The sequence below is a fragment of the Isoalcanivorax indicus genome (assembly GCF_003259185.1).
Lineage (GTDB): Bacteria > Pseudomonadota > Gammaproteobacteria > Pseudomonadales > Alcanivoracaceae > Isoalcanivorax > Isoalcanivorax indicus.
Genome location: NZ_QGMP01000001.1, coordinates 1,274,502 through 1,286,411, shown reverse-complemented (window position 1 = coordinate 1,286,411; position 11,910 = coordinate 1,274,502). Strand labels below are relative to the sequence as shown.

General features: G+C 61.9%; 14 protein-coding genes and 1 tRNA gene. 2 read left to right on the top strand and 13 right to left on the bottom strand.

The window, feature by feature from the left end:
- Window positions 1-411: 411 nt before the first annotated feature.
- Window positions 412-858 carry a phasin family protein gene (locus DKW65_RS05955; protein ID WP_111656395.1) on the bottom strand — a complete coding sequence of 149 codons (447 nt, stop codon included), beginning with the start codon at window positions 856-858 and terminating at the stop codon, window positions 412-414.
- Window positions 859-1,043: 185 nt separating this feature from the next.
- Entirely contained in the window at window positions 1,044-2,264 is a 1,221-nt protein-coding gene (locus tag DKW65_RS05950) for a DUF445 domain-containing protein (protein ID WP_111656394.1), read from the bottom strand.
- A gap of 240 nt (window positions 2,265-2,504) precedes the next feature.
- Between DKW65_RS05950 and DKW65_RS05945 the strand changes: the two genes are divergently transcribed.
- A complete protein-coding gene (locus tag DKW65_RS05945) occupies window positions 2,505-3,293 on the top strand; it encodes a hypothetical protein (RefSeq protein WP_245932405.1) in 789 nt (262 codons plus the stop codon).
- Between the two features lie 15 nt (window positions 3,294-3,308).
- Here DKW65_RS05945 and DKW65_RS05940 read toward each other — a convergent pair whose 3' ends face one another.
- Window positions 3,309-3,626, bottom strand: a complete 318-nt coding sequence (locus DKW65_RS05940) for a hypothetical protein (RefSeq protein ID WP_111656392.1) — start codon at window positions 3,624-3,626, stop codon at window positions 3,309-3,311.
- Window positions 3,627-3,869: 243 nt separating this feature from the next.
- Here DKW65_RS05940 and DKW65_RS05935 point away from each other — a divergent pair, with 243 nt between their 5' ends.
- Window positions 3,870-4,529: a diguanylate cyclase domain-containing protein gene (locus tag DKW65_RS05935; RefSeq protein ID WP_162925735.1), complete on the top strand. Its 660-nt coding sequence runs from the start codon at window positions 3,870-3,872 to the stop codon at window positions 4,527-4,529.
- A 17-nt stretch (window positions 4,530-4,546) separates the two neighbouring features.
- Here the strand turns inward: DKW65_RS05935 and cmoB are convergent, their stop codons facing one another.
- The 10 genes from cmoB to infC form a co-directional block, all read right to left on the bottom strand.
- Window positions 4,547-5,539, bottom strand: coding sequence for a tRNA 5-methoxyuridine(34)/uridine 5-oxyacetic acid(34) synthase CmoB (gene cmoB, locus DKW65_RS05930; RefSeq protein ID WP_111656390.1), 993 nt, complete (start codon window positions 5,537-5,539; stop codon window positions 4,547-4,549).
- Window positions 5,536-6,261, bottom strand: a complete 726-nt coding sequence (cmoA, locus tag DKW65_RS05925) for a carboxy-S-adenosyl-L-methionine synthase CmoA (protein WP_111656389.1) — start codon at window positions 6,259-6,261, stop codon at window positions 5,536-5,538. The genes cmoB and cmoA overlap by 4 nt, the downstream gene beginning before the upstream one ends.
- A gap of 100 nt (window positions 6,262-6,361) precedes the next feature.
- Window positions 6,362-6,438 (bottom strand) — tRNA-Pro (locus tag DKW65_RS05920).
- A gap of 75 nt (window positions 6,439-6,513) precedes the next feature.
- Window positions 6,514-6,870, bottom strand: coding sequence for a MerR family transcriptional regulator (locus DKW65_RS05915; protein ID WP_111656388.1), 357 nt, complete (start codon window positions 6,868-6,870; stop codon window positions 6,514-6,516).
- A complete protein-coding gene (ihfA, locus tag DKW65_RS05910) occupies window positions 6,851-7,153 on the bottom strand; it encodes an integration host factor subunit alpha (RefSeq protein WP_111656387.1) in 303 nt (100 codons plus the stop codon). Before ihfA ends, DKW65_RS05915 begins: the two co-directional genes overlap by 20 nt.
- Window positions 7,154-7,181: 28 nt before the next feature.
- Entirely contained in the window at window positions 7,182-9,560 is a 2,379-nt protein-coding gene (pheT, locus tag DKW65_RS05905) for a phenylalanine--tRNA ligase subunit beta (RefSeq protein ID WP_111656386.1), read from the bottom strand.
- Window positions 9,561-9,587: 27 nt separating this feature from the next.
- Window positions 9,588-10,607: a phenylalanine--tRNA ligase subunit alpha gene (gene pheS / locus DKW65_RS05900; RefSeq protein WP_111656385.1), complete on the bottom strand. Its 1,020-nt coding sequence runs from the start codon at window positions 10,605-10,607 to the stop codon at window positions 9,588-9,590.
- Window positions 10,608-10,715: 108 nt separating this feature from the next.
- Window positions 10,716-11,075, bottom strand: coding sequence for a 50S ribosomal protein L20 (gene rplT / locus DKW65_RS05895; RefSeq protein ID WP_111656384.1), 360 nt, complete (start codon window positions 11,073-11,075; stop codon window positions 10,716-10,718).
- Between the two features lie 50 nt (window positions 11,076-11,125).
- Window positions 11,126-11,320: a 50S ribosomal protein L35 gene (gene rpmI, locus DKW65_RS05890; RefSeq protein ID WP_008735164.1), complete on the bottom strand. Its 195-nt coding sequence runs from the start codon at window positions 11,318-11,320 to the stop codon at window positions 11,126-11,128.
- A 76-nt stretch (window positions 11,321-11,396) separates the two neighbouring features.
- The gene (gene infC / locus DKW65_RS05885) at window positions 11,397-11,897 is read right to left on the bottom strand and encodes a translation initiation factor IF-3 (RefSeq protein WP_425451941.1); all 501 of its coding nucleotides are present in this window, start codon (window positions 11,895-11,897) and stop codon (window positions 11,397-11,399) included.
- Window positions 11,898-11,910 lie beyond the last annotated feature (13 nt).

Here is an 11,910-nt window from a genome sequence, read left to right as displayed (position 1 = left end):
CTAACTGCATGGTCCCCTTCCAGCGCCCCGAGACTGTGCAAAAATGCCCGACAGGCCCCGTCTCGGGGCCTGTGTTTGTCCACAGATTCTGTGGATAACTTTGTTGATAACGCATGATCAATTCCGTGGAACTACCATCAACCGGGGACTGCCCTCGCCTTGACGTTTTTTTGATCGCACGGTGATATCACCCTGGTTGCGCGTACCGGTAAACCGGGTAATATCGGTGTCACACAAAGAGAGACCTCAGATCAGGGGCCCGGAAATACACCAACAGAGCCTGTGCGCTACAACAGGACATGAGATACCGTCCCTCGGGGCGGTATTTTTTTGCACAAAAAAAAGGGCCTCAAGGGGATTGAGGCCCGGAAATACACCACTAAGGGGTTAGCGGTGTGCGCTACAACATCGTTACCCTTTGTCCTTGTCCTGCTTGTTGCCGGACTCGGACCTGGACATATCATCCAGTGCTGCGGTGAGTTCCTGAACTCGCCGCTGAAGCGCTTCAACCTCGCGCTTGTTGGGAATACCGAGGCGGGACAGGGCCTTGTTCAGCCGCTCGTCAAACGCCTTTTCCATCTTGTCCATGGTCTCACCGGTACGGTGACGGACGCGTTCCTTGATCTCCTCCACCCGCGACTCGGACTTGTCCCGGGTTTTCGTTTCAAGGTCACGGCCAGTATCGACCAGAGCGTCAAAAAACTTGCCGCCCTCTTCCTCCGCCTTGGCGAAGGCACCCAGACCTGCCAACCAGATCTGGTGGGTATACTTGCGCAGGTCCAGAGAACCGCTGCTGAGTCGAATCGACTTCAGCTTGTCCTCTTTCGGTGCGTCATCATCCTGCTTGCGGTCAGACATCGGGATTCTCCGTCACATTCCACAAGCCAATGCAGTGCGGAAGCAGATCAAATGAATCAGGTGCTCAAACGAATCAACAACAACAGTGATCAGCGCAATCAGATCAACCATTCAATATGGAGCCAGTATACGCGGGCGAGCGCGCAAGAGGGTTTATATTGTAGGACAATCCGTCAGGAAGGGGATCAGACCGGGCCAAAGATCACGAATAGCTGAATGAAGCCTGCCATCATGCCGAGCACGCCACCCACCAGAATCAGAATCCACTCGTCTTCCTGGAAGGCTGGCCGCAGAAGGGCCTGGAACTCCTCGGACGACAGCTCTTCCATGCGCTCGCGCATGATGCGCTCGACAATGGCGCCACGTTCGCGGTTGAACTGTGGGTCCTCGAAGGGCAGTACCGCCAGGTCCACGGCCTTTTCCTCTACGGCCTTCTTCAGATCGGCGTAGCCGCCGGGGCCGACGGTAAGCTGGGCGGCGGTACGCACCACGCCACCTTCCAGCAACGGCCGCATGTGCCGCTTGATCAATGCCTTGGTGCGGTCCGCACGCGGGCCGTTGACCACCTGGTACATGATGTTGCGCAGGGTCACCACCTCGGTGGTGGTCAGCCGGGCGAAGCTTTCCGCCACATCTTTCTGTCGTTTCAGGAACAGGCCCTGGATACGGAACGGGCCGACGCGCACCGGGTTCAGCGGGCGGAAGATGACATTCAGTGCCAGCCAGTTCGTCGCCACACCCACCATGAAACCGAAGAACGGCATCACCCAGTTGCCGGGGAAATAAATGAATACGGGAATCTGCAGCAACCCGAACAGGAAACCGAAGTAGATGCCGGAATTGATCACAAAACGAAATTCCGGATCACCCACCTCACGGAACATCTTCACCATCAGCGCCTTGTCCTCGCGCATCTGGCTGCTGATCATGTACTTCAGGTCGACCAGGTCCTCGACATTCTTGCTGATGTCGTCGACCACATTGTCCATGACCTCCGGGATGGCCCGGCGGGCACGGCTGTAGACCCGGCGGCGCACCAGCATGGGCAGGTTCTCCCACAGCACGGCGTTGCGCTCGGTCATCACCTCGTCGGTGTATTCCTCGATACGGGCCTGGATACTGCGGGTCAGATGGGCGGAAATCTTCTCCGGCTCCATCTGCTGGAAGAATTCGTCGATGCTGCCGATCTTGCTAAGGGTCTGGTCCACCAGAATGCCGGACATCTTCTCGGCCTTGGACGGAATGATGCCCTGCCAACCCAGAAACGGCCGGATGCCCAGGAACTCCAGTGGATAGAAGGTCATTTGCACGGCCATCCAGTTGGTCATCCAACCGACGGTGCCCGCAATGAAGGGAATACTGACGTACTTCCAGAAATCCGGGTGTGAAAACAGCGATTCCAGCATAGATCCAATCAGCTCCCCATCCCGAGGAATTCAGCCGCTAACCCCGGGCCCCCGGCGTGGCGTGCCCTGGCATCTCGCCGGCGCCCTTGCAGGGACCACCCGAGTGTCAGACGCCGTGCGTTGTCCGGCCAATGGTTGGCCCGAAAAGATTGCCTAGTATACCGGCTTACCCGCAAAGGGTAATGACCAGACGTGTAATTTTCCGTAGCCACTGGGCCAATCCGACGAGCTGTGTGTAGAATGACCGGCTTGGGGGAAACAAGAAAAGGGCAGATGGAGCAGGCGCAGACATCTCTGACACGTTTCCTGGTGCTAGGCACCCTGGAAACCCTGGTAAACCAGGCCCTGGCCCGCGAGCCCCGGGCCCGTGAACGCCTGCGCACGCTTCACGGCACCGCGATCCGCATCCGTACCGAACGGCCGATGGCCATCCTCTACCTGCTCATCTATGAAGACGGCATCGAAATCCTGCCCGAGTTCGAAGGCTACGTGCATATTCGTATCCGCGGCAGCACGGGCGCGATCCTTCAGTGGCTGCTGGCACCCAATGCGGAGCTGCCCCAGGAAGATCAGGTGCGCATTCTCGGCCCGGAAGACCGGATCGCCCTGGTCAACGAGGCCATCAGCGAATTCAGTCTCTGGTCTGTGCTGCGCAACTGGCTCGACGACCATGTGCGCCTCAACGATCTGCTCTCGATCCTGCGGCGTGAAGACCCGAGCTGGCTGGCTCGCTTGCAGGGGTTACCGGAACAGGTCGGTGAAATGGCCAACGAACTGGGCCGTCAGCGTCTGATGCAGGAGGAAATACTGGACGAATTGCGCGGCCTGAAACAGGGCCTGCGGCGTGAACGCCGGCTGGATGCCGCCTGCCTGATGCTTGGCCTGCTCTTGCTGATGGGCGCCCTGGCCACGCTGGCCGACATGCTGCCGGTGGCGGCCGCGGTGTCCATGACCGGTCAGGCCATACTGCTGGGCAGCGCTGGCCTCACCTTCCTGCTGTCACGATTGCTGTTCGGCCACCGCTACTGATCCTGCGGCGGGGCGTTACTTGCGGCGCTTGCCGAACAGTGAGCCCAGACGTTCCTCGACGATTTCCACGCTGGTGCGGGCGATATTGCGCGTAGTGCCCTGCAGCACTTCACGGGTCGGCAGCGAGGTCACACCGTCAACGATCCCCCGGCGCACCGCTTCCTCCACCTTCACCGCCATCAGGTCGGCAGCCTGTTCGGCCTGCTCCTTGAGCAACGTTTCCAGATCGCGGGCCAGGCTGGGACTGACAAAGAACTTCATCCACGCCGCCAGCACCCCCAGCGTCATCAGCGAGGCGGCCACTGCCGTTGCGAGAATCATCATCCAGTCCATGCGTTTCCTCCGGTCCTGATACCATCATTATAGTCTTCGCCGGTCACACCGCCACTGTCGCGCTGCGTTACCGCCTGCTGTTGCTTTGTCACGATCTGAAAACGCCTATGGTCGCCCGCGCCCAAGCTGGCCTATGCTCCCATGACGCCCGCGCATACTGGCGCCAGAGTCGTGCCATCACCATGGCCCGGCCCTGCCGGGGCAGCCGCCCAACAGGACATTGACAAGGTCGCAGTAATGCCCATGAGCGCTCCACTCAGCCCCCGTTTGCGCATGCTGGATCAGGCGCTGGCGAGACAGATTGCCTTCTGTGAACGCCGCGACCTGCCCCTCAACCTGCTCAGTCTGTACCTGGCCAATTTTACCGATATCGCCGGTGAAGAAGGGCATGTCATCACCCGGCGCATGCAGACCCTGCTGACCGCCGAAATCGAAAAGATCAAGCGCGCCGAGGACTGGTTGTGCGCCTGGGGCGACGGCCGGCTGGTCTTCGCTCTGCCCGATACACCACCGCGCGGCGCACGTCGGTTGGCCATGCGTCTGGTCCAGCAAATCGGCCATCACGGCTTCCGCCTTCAGGGCCGGTTGCTGCGCTTCGATGTGCGTATCGGCCTGCACACGGTCGATGATGAACCGCGCCAGGACCCGCGCAAACTGATCATGCGCACCCTGCACACCGCCTCCCACGGCGCCGAGACCATCAGCGCCAGCCGTCAGATGATTCTGGCCCTGCAGGCACCCGCCCCCGCTTTCAGCCACGACCGCCACCAGGACAGTCCGACCCCGGATATCCTGCCCAACGACACCAGCACACCGCAGAAACTGAGACAGATGTTTCGTGAGCTGAATGAAGAAGAGCGCATGGCACTGGTGGACGAGTTACTGCTGGCGTCGTCGCGCTGACGGCCGTGTTGCCGCCCCTAGCCCCGCCGCGCCACCAGCACAGCGCGCACCGGCGCCGGATAACCCTCACGCGTGCGGGTCGCATCATCAGGATCCAGAAAATCCGGCAATGACTGAAACGGCATCCAGTCCGTCGCGCGTTGCTCATCGGTAGTCGTGGGACACACATCCACCACCCGCACCGCCTCGAAACCGCAGCGGCGCAGCCACAACGCCAGCATGTCCGTACTCGGCAAAAAAAACACATTGCGCATCATCGCGTAGCGGTCTTCCGGCATCAGCACCGTGCTGGCGTCACCGTCCACCACCAGGGTTTCGAGCACCAGCTCACCACCGGGCCGCAGCGCCGCGCGCAACTCCAGCAGATGATCCAGCGGCGACCTTCTGTGGTACAGCACGCCCATGGAAAACACCGTGTCGAAGGCAGCCGCCTCCCCCGGCAACTCTTCCATCCGCACCGGCGCCAACCAGACCGGCGCCTCCGGCATAAAGCGTTTCACCGCCAGAAACTGCATCAGGAACAGGATGCCCGGATCAATGCCCAGTACTGACTGCGCCCCCGCGCCCCACATGCGCCAGCAGTGGTAACCGGAGCCGCAGCCCACATCCAGCACCCGACGACCGGCCAGCGGGCTGATCCCCGGCAGCAAACGCTGCCATTTCCAGTCCGAGCGCCACTCGGTATCGACAGGCGTACCGAAAAACGAGAAAGGCCCCTTGCGCCACGGCATCAGGGCACGCAGCCCCTGCGTCAGCGTTGCCCCATCCGGCGGCGACACGCCAATACGCAAGGTGTCACTGGCAACGTCACACACCGCCGGCCCCGGCGGCAACTGCTGCACGCCGGCCCGCCAGCGCGGCAGGTCGCCGTGCGGCGCCTGTAACAGCCGCTCGCGACTCAACGACGACAGCGCCGCCTGCCAGACCGGAAGGTCTGCCGTCGCCTGCTCCAGCGCAGCACAATAGGACTCGAGATCGACAGCATTCGCCGCCTGCTGGCTCCAGCTCATCCGCGCACCGCCACCAGCGACATAAAGTTGAAGCACCGGAACCAGACATGCACGCGGGTATACCCGGCGGCCTGCAGACGCGCTTCATGGTCGGCCAGCGTCTCGGGCACCAGCACGTTTTCCAGGGCCGTGCGCTTCTGGCTGATTTCCAGATCGCTGTAGCCGTTGTTGCGCTTGAAGGCGTGGTGCAGGGCCTGTTGCAGAGCGTCCTCTTCGGCATCGGCAAAGCGGATCTTTTCCGACAGGATCAGGATGTCCCCCGCCTGCTGGGCAGCGCCGATCCGCTGGATCAGGGCATCACGGTCCTCCAGCGGCACGAACTGCAGGGTAAAATTCAGCACCGCCACGGAAGCACGCTCCAGGGCGGTCTCACGGATGTCTTCGCAGCGCAGGGTGACCGGCACCTGCGGCGCCTCGGCCTGCAGCAGCGTCCGCGCGCGCGCGATCATGGCATCGGAGTTGTCCACCGCCACCAGCTCGCAATCCCGATGCGGCAGCAGCCGGGCCATGGCCAGGGTCGCCGCACCGAGCGAGGCACCGAGGTCATAAAGGCGCGTACCCGGACGGGCATAGCGGGCCGACAGCACACCAATCATGTCGATCATGGTGCCGTAACCCGGTACCGAGCGGCGGATCATGTCGGGAAACACCGCCGCCACCTGCTCATCGAAGCTGAAACGCGCCACGGCATCCCGAGGCTGCGCGTAAATGTCGTCTTTCATGATCCGGCTCCCTGTTTCGCCCGTGCCGCAACGCAAAAAGGCCGCTATTCAGCGGCCTCTTCGGGCTGGCACCAGGGTGGGGATACCCTGGGCCGATGATTGGTCGGGACGGTAGGATTTGAACCTACGACCCCTTGCACCCCATGCAAGTGCGCTACCAGGCTGCGCTACGCCCCGAGAAAACAGGTGATATCAAAGCGGCGGCAATCATAACTGATCAGCGCCGCAGTGCAAACAGAAACGACTGGAAAATCAGGCCCGCAGCACGTCGAGCACGTCTTCCAGCTCGACGATCATCTGCCGGATCAGCTGGTGGTAGTGCGTGGCCTGCTCGCCATTGCTGCCATCGGTAAGCTGCTGGCGCGCACCACCGATGGTGTAGCCCTGGTCATACAGAAGGCTGCGGATCTGGCGGATCATCAGCACATCCTGGCGCTGGTAGTAGCGCCGGTTGCCACGCCGCTTCACCGGCTTGAGTTGCGGGAATTCCTGTTCCCAGTAACGCAGCACATGCGGCTTCACATCACAGAGATCGCTCACTTCACCAATGGTGAAGTAGCGCTTCCCTGGAATCGCCGGGAGCTGGTCGTTATTGCTTGGTTCCAGCATATGCTTCAACTCGTTGTTTTAGTTTTTGCCCCGGGCGAAAGGTCACGACCCGACGCGCCGTAATGGGAATCTCTTCGCCCGTCTTCGGGTTGCGGCCCGGCCGCTCGCTCTTGTCACGCAGATCGAAGTTGCCGAAACCCGATAATTTTACCTGAACATTGTTCTCCAGGGCATGGCGGATTTCCTCAAAGAACATCTCCACCATTTCCTTGGCTTCACGCTTGTTCAGGCCGAGTTCAGTAAACAGGCGTTCCGCCATGTCCGCCTTGGTCAGCGCCGCCATCCACAAGCCCTCATCAGATGCCCTCGAATCATTCTCGCAAAGTAGCATTAAATTCTTGTTTTAGCTGAGATAGCACCCCCGAAATCAGGTCGCTGATTTCAGCCTCCCCTAGCGTGCGTGAACGGTCCTGGAAGGTCAAGCCCAAGGCCAGACTCTTGTGACCTTTTTCGATCTTATCTCCCTGATATACATCGAAAAGTGCGACCTCGCGCAGACGCGCGTCACAGGCTGCGCGCACGGCCGCCAGCACGGCCCCGGCGGGCACCTCCGCAGGCATGGCCAGGGCCAGATCGCGACGCACTGACGGATACTCGGAAAGATCGTTGAATTTCGGCACGGATAACCCCTCGATCACTGATTTTCTCAGCTCGAAGAGGTAGATGTCCGCCGGCAGGTCCAGTGTGGCCGCCAGTGCCGGATGCAGTTTGCCCAACCAGCCAGCCTCAGCATCGCCGCGCAGGATGCGCGCACTCTGGCCCGGATGAAGCACCTGATGCGTCGCCGCCTCAAAGCGGTATTCGCCCAGGCCGCCCGCCACACTCAGCAGTGCCTCGACATCCCCCTTGAGGTCCAGGAAGTCGACCTTGCGCCCCGTCTCGTCGAAGTGCAGTGGCCGCGCACTGCCAAAGACCAGCCCGGCCAGCATCGGCTCCTGCTGCAGGCCCTCGTTACCCGGCACAAAACGGAGGCCCTGTTCGAACAGGCGCAGGCGCGCCGTCTGCCGGTTCAGGTTGCGCTGCGCAGCGGTCAACAGCCCGGCCCACAGGGTCGTGCGCATCACCGCCAGCTCGCTGGAAATCGGATTGGCCAACGCCAGCGGCGCAACCTGCGGGTCCAGGGCGGCCTGCATCGCCGGGTCCACGAAGGTATAGGTGATCGCCTCCAGATAGCCCCGTCCGCAGAGCAGATCGGACAGGCGCCGGGCGGGCAACAGGGTTTCCGGCTCGCTGGCCGTCGCCCCCTGCGTGGCAGGCAAACGGCTCGGCAAGCGGTCATAGCCATGCACCCGGGCCAGCTCTTCAATCAGGTCCTGTTCGATGGCCATGTCGAAGCGCCAGCTCGGCGGCAGCACACGCCAGGCGCCTGCACCGGTGGGCGTCACCTGCATGCCCAGGCGCGTGAGGATATCGCTGATCTCGTCATCCGCCAGCGCCAGACCCAGCAGCCCTTCGACCCGTGCCGCCGTCAGCTCGATCGCCACCGGCTGCGGCAACGCCTGCTCTGCCAGCGCCTCGGTCACCGGGCCCGGCTGGCCGCCAGCAATCTCGATAATCAGGGCCGTGGCCCGCGCCATCGCCTCAGCCTGCAAGGCCGGGTCCACACCCCGTTCAAAGCGGTGCGAGGAATCCGTGTGCAGCCCGTAGCTGCGTGCCTTGCCCGCCACCGACAGCGGCGCAAAAAAAGCACACTCCAGAAAGATATCCACCGTTGCGTCGGTCACGCCGGACCCGGCACCGCCCATGATCCCGGCCATGGCCAGCGGGCCGCTGGCGTCCGCAATCACCAGCGTATCGTCACGCAACGTCACCGTCTGCTCGTCCAGCAGCGTCAGGGTTTCGCCCGGGCGCGCCATGCGCACTTCGATACCCTGCTGCAACCGACCCAGGTCAAACGCATGCAGCGGCTGCCCCAACTCAAGCAGCACGTAATTGGTGACGTCCACCACCGGATCGATCGGCCGCAGCCCGGCGCGGCGCAAGCGCTCCACCATCCACAACGGCGTGGTCGCGGTCGGATCAATACCACGAATCACCCGGCCCAGATAACGCGGGCAGGCCTCTGCGGCCACCACGGTCACCGGGAAGGTGTCGTCGATCACAGGCGCCACCGGCGCGATGGCAGGCGGCGTAAAGGGCACCTTGTTGAGCACGCTGACTTCGCGGGCGATCCCCCGCACGCTCAGGCAATCGGCCCGGTTCGGCGTCAGGTCTACTTCAATGATGGTGTCATCCAGTTGCAGATAACGGCGAATGTCCTCGCCCACGGGCGCGTCCGCGGGCAACTCCAGCAGCCCGTCGATCAGGTCTTCCAGGCCCAGCTCCGAGGCACCGCAAAGCATGCCCAGCGACGGCTCGCCACGCAGCTTGGCCTTCTTGATACGGAAATCACCGGGCAGCTCGGCGCCGACACGGGCAAAGGGCACTTTCAGGCCCGCGCGGACATTGGGCGCACCGCAGACCACCGGAAAAGTCTCGGTGCCGTCACTCACTTCGCACAACGTCAGCTTCTCGGCATCCGGGTGCGCGCGCGTGCTCAGCACTTCACCCACCACCACGCCGGAAAACGGCGCCGCCGCTGGCGTCACGCCGTCCACTTCCAGGCCAGCCATGCTCAGTTGATGGGCCAGTGCCTCGGTATCCAGATTCGGGTTGGCCCATTCGCGCAGCCAGCTTTCGATAATCAGCATCTTCGTTTATCCCCTAGCGGCGGTTGGTCAACGGAACTGGGCCAGAAAACGCGCATCGTTCTCGAAGAACATGCGCAGATCCTTGACGCCATAACGCAGCATCGCCAGTCGCTCCACCCCCATACCGAAGGCAAAGCCGCTGTAACGGCTGGCATCCACGCCACCGTGCGCCAACACCTTCGGATGCACCATGCCGCAGCCCATGACTTCCAGCCAGCCGGTCTGCTTGCACACCCGGCATCCCTTGCCGCCGCAGTGGGTACAGCCGATGTCCACCTCCGCCGACGGCTCGGTGAACGGGAAGTAGGACGGCCGGAACCGCACCGCCAGATCATCCACCTCAAAGAAGGCACGCAGGAACGCCGCCACCGTGCCACGCAGGTCCGCGAAGGTGATGCCCTCGTCCACCAGCAGCCCTTCCACCTGATGGAACATGGGTGTGTGGGTCAGATCGGAATCGCAACGGTATACCCGCCCCGGTGCAATGATGCGAAACGGCGGCTGCCCCTGCTCCATCACCCGGATCTGTACCGGGGAGGTATGCGTGCGCAGCAGATGGCCGTCAGGAAAATAGAACGTATCGTGCATCGCCCGAGCCGGGTGATGGCCGGGAATATTGAGCGCCTCGAAGTTATGGAAATCATCTTCCACTTCCGGGCCTTCGGATACGGTGTAACCGAGACCGGCGAAGAAATCCTCGATACGGCGGCGCGTGCGCGTCACCGGATGCAACCCGCCCGGCAGTTCACCCCGGCCCGGCAGGGTCACATCGATACGCTCACCGGCCAGCTTCTCGGCCAGGGCGGCGTCATTCATCGCCGCCTTGCGCGCCTCCAGTGCAGCCTGCACCTGGTCGCGTGCCTCATTGATCAGGGCACCCGCCTTCGGCCGCTCCTCGGCAGACAGCTTGCCCAGGCTTTTCAGCAGCGCACTGATCTCGCCCTTCTTGCCCAGGTACTGCACCCGCACCTCGTCCAGTGCCCGCAGATCGGCAGCCCCGGCTACGGCATCCAGCGCCTGTCGGGTCAATGCATCAAGGTTTTCCATGTTCTCTCCAAAACAAAACGGGGGAAGAGCGCGAGCTCTTCCCCCGTTGGCACCTGCGGGACAAAACCCTCAGGCTGTCATGCAGTCGCTGTCAGCGTGTGCAGACGCTCAGGCGGCGAGGCTCGCTTTGGCCTTTTCAGCCAGCGCGCCAAACGCCACCGCATCACGCACGGCCAGATCAGCCAGCACTTTACGGTCGATGTCTACGGATGCTTTCTTCAGACCGTTGATCATGCGGCTGTAGCTCAGGCCGTTGGCCCGGGCACCGGCGTTGATACGCACGATCCACAGACGACGGAACTGACGCTTGCGCGCCTTGCGGTCACGGTAGGCATACTGGCCAGCCTTGGTCACCGCCTGCACCGCAACGCGGTACACACGACTACGGGCACCGTAGTAACCCTTGGCCAGTTTCAGAATTTTCTTGTGCCGGCGACGGGCCTGCACACCACGCTTTACTCGAGCCATTTCAGTTCTCCAAAAACCGTTTCAATTATCCAGCGTTAGAGGGCAGGGCGTCAGACGCCCGGCAGCATGCGCTTCACCAGCGCGATATCAGAGGCATGCACCTCAGTCTTCGGCCGGAGCTGACGAATCCGCTTGGCGGATTTCTTCGTCAGGATGTGGTTTTTGAATGCCTGCTTGCGCTTGAAACCGGAGGCGGTTTTCTTGAAACGCTTGGCGGCCCCGCGATTTGATTTGATCTTTGGCATGATTGCTCTCGATACCTTGTTTGGGTTTACGTTACATCTGGTGCGTTACGTCTGACTCAAGTGCCCGGATAGCCGATCACTTGTTCTTCTTCAGGGGCGAAAGGACCATGATCATCTGACGGCCTTCCATATTCGGTCGCTGTTCGACCTGCCCCACTTCCGCGAGATCGGCTTCCACACGCTGGAGCAATTCAAGCCCCAGGTTCTGGTGCGCCATCTCCCGGCCACGGAACCGTACGGTTACCTTGGCCTTGTCGCCGGACTCCAGGAAGCGAATCAGATTACGCAGTTTTACCTGGTAATCGCCATCGTCCGTGCCCGGCCGGAATTTCATTTCCTTGACCTGCGTCTGGCGCTGCTTCTTGCGCCCTTCTTTCAGCTTCTGCTTCAGGTCGAACAGATGCTTGCCGTAGTCCATCATGCGGCAGACCGGTGGCTCCGCATCCGGAGATATCTCCACCAGATCGAGGTCTTTTGCCTGGGCCGCCGCCAGGGCGTCCTCCAGACTGACGATACCCACCTGCTCACCTTCGTCATCGATAAGGCGAACCTGGCTTACCTGAATCTGGTCGTTTATGCGGGCGCGTTTG

What these genes read in the sequence shown, in the direction of transcription:
- DKW65_RS05955 (WP_111656395.1), bottom strand. Translation starts at nt 858, where the DNA reads ATGTCTGACCGCAAGCAGGATGATGACGCACCGAAAGAGGACAAGCTG.
- DKW65_RS05950 (WP_111656394.1), bottom strand. Translation starts at nt 2,264, where the DNA reads ATGCTGGAATCGCTGTTTTCACACCCGGATTTCTGGAAGTACGTCAGT.
- DKW65_RS05945 (WP_245932405.1), top strand. Translation starts at nt 2,505, where the DNA reads ATGACCGGCTTGGGGGAAACAAGAAAAGGGCAGATGGAGCAGGCGCAG.
- DKW65_RS05940 (WP_111656392.1), bottom strand. Translation starts at nt 3,626, where the DNA reads ATGGACTGGATGATGATTCTCGCAACGGCAGTGGCCGCCTCGCTGATG.
- DKW65_RS05935 (WP_162925735.1), top strand. Translation starts at nt 3,870, where the DNA reads ATGAGCGCTCCACTCAGCCCCCGTTTGCGCATGCTGGATCAGGCGCTG.
- cmoB (WP_111656390.1), bottom strand. Translation starts at nt 5,539, where the DNA reads ATGAGCTGGAGCCAGCAGGCGGCGAATGCTGTCGATCTCGAGTCCTAT.
- cmoA (WP_111656389.1), bottom strand. Translation starts at nt 6,261, where the DNA reads ATGAAAGACGACATTTACGCGCAGCCTCGGGATGCCGTGGCGCGTTTC.
- DKW65_RS05915 (WP_111656388.1), bottom strand. Translation starts at nt 6,870, where the DNA reads ATGCTGGAACCAAGCAATAACGACCAGCTCCCGGCGATTCCAGGGAAG.
- ihfA (WP_111656387.1), bottom strand. Translation starts at nt 7,153, where the DNA reads ATGGCGGCGCTGACCAAGGCGGACATGGCGGAACGCCTGTTTACTGAA.
- pheT (WP_111656386.1), bottom strand. Translation starts at nt 9,560, where the DNA reads ATGCTGATTATCGAAAGCTGGCTGCGCGAATGGGCCAACCCGAATCTG.
- pheS (WP_111656385.1), bottom strand. Translation starts at nt 10,607, where the DNA reads ATGGAAAACCTTGATGCATTGACCCGACAGGCGCTGGATGCCGTAGCC.
- rplT (WP_111656384.1), bottom strand. Translation starts at nt 11,075, where the DNA reads ATGGCTCGAGTAAAGCGTGGTGTGCAGGCCCGTCGCCGGCACAAGAAA.
- rpmI (WP_008735164.1), bottom strand. Translation starts at nt 11,320, where the DNA reads ATGCCAAAGATCAAATCAAATCGCGGGGCCGCCAAGCGTTTCAAGAAA.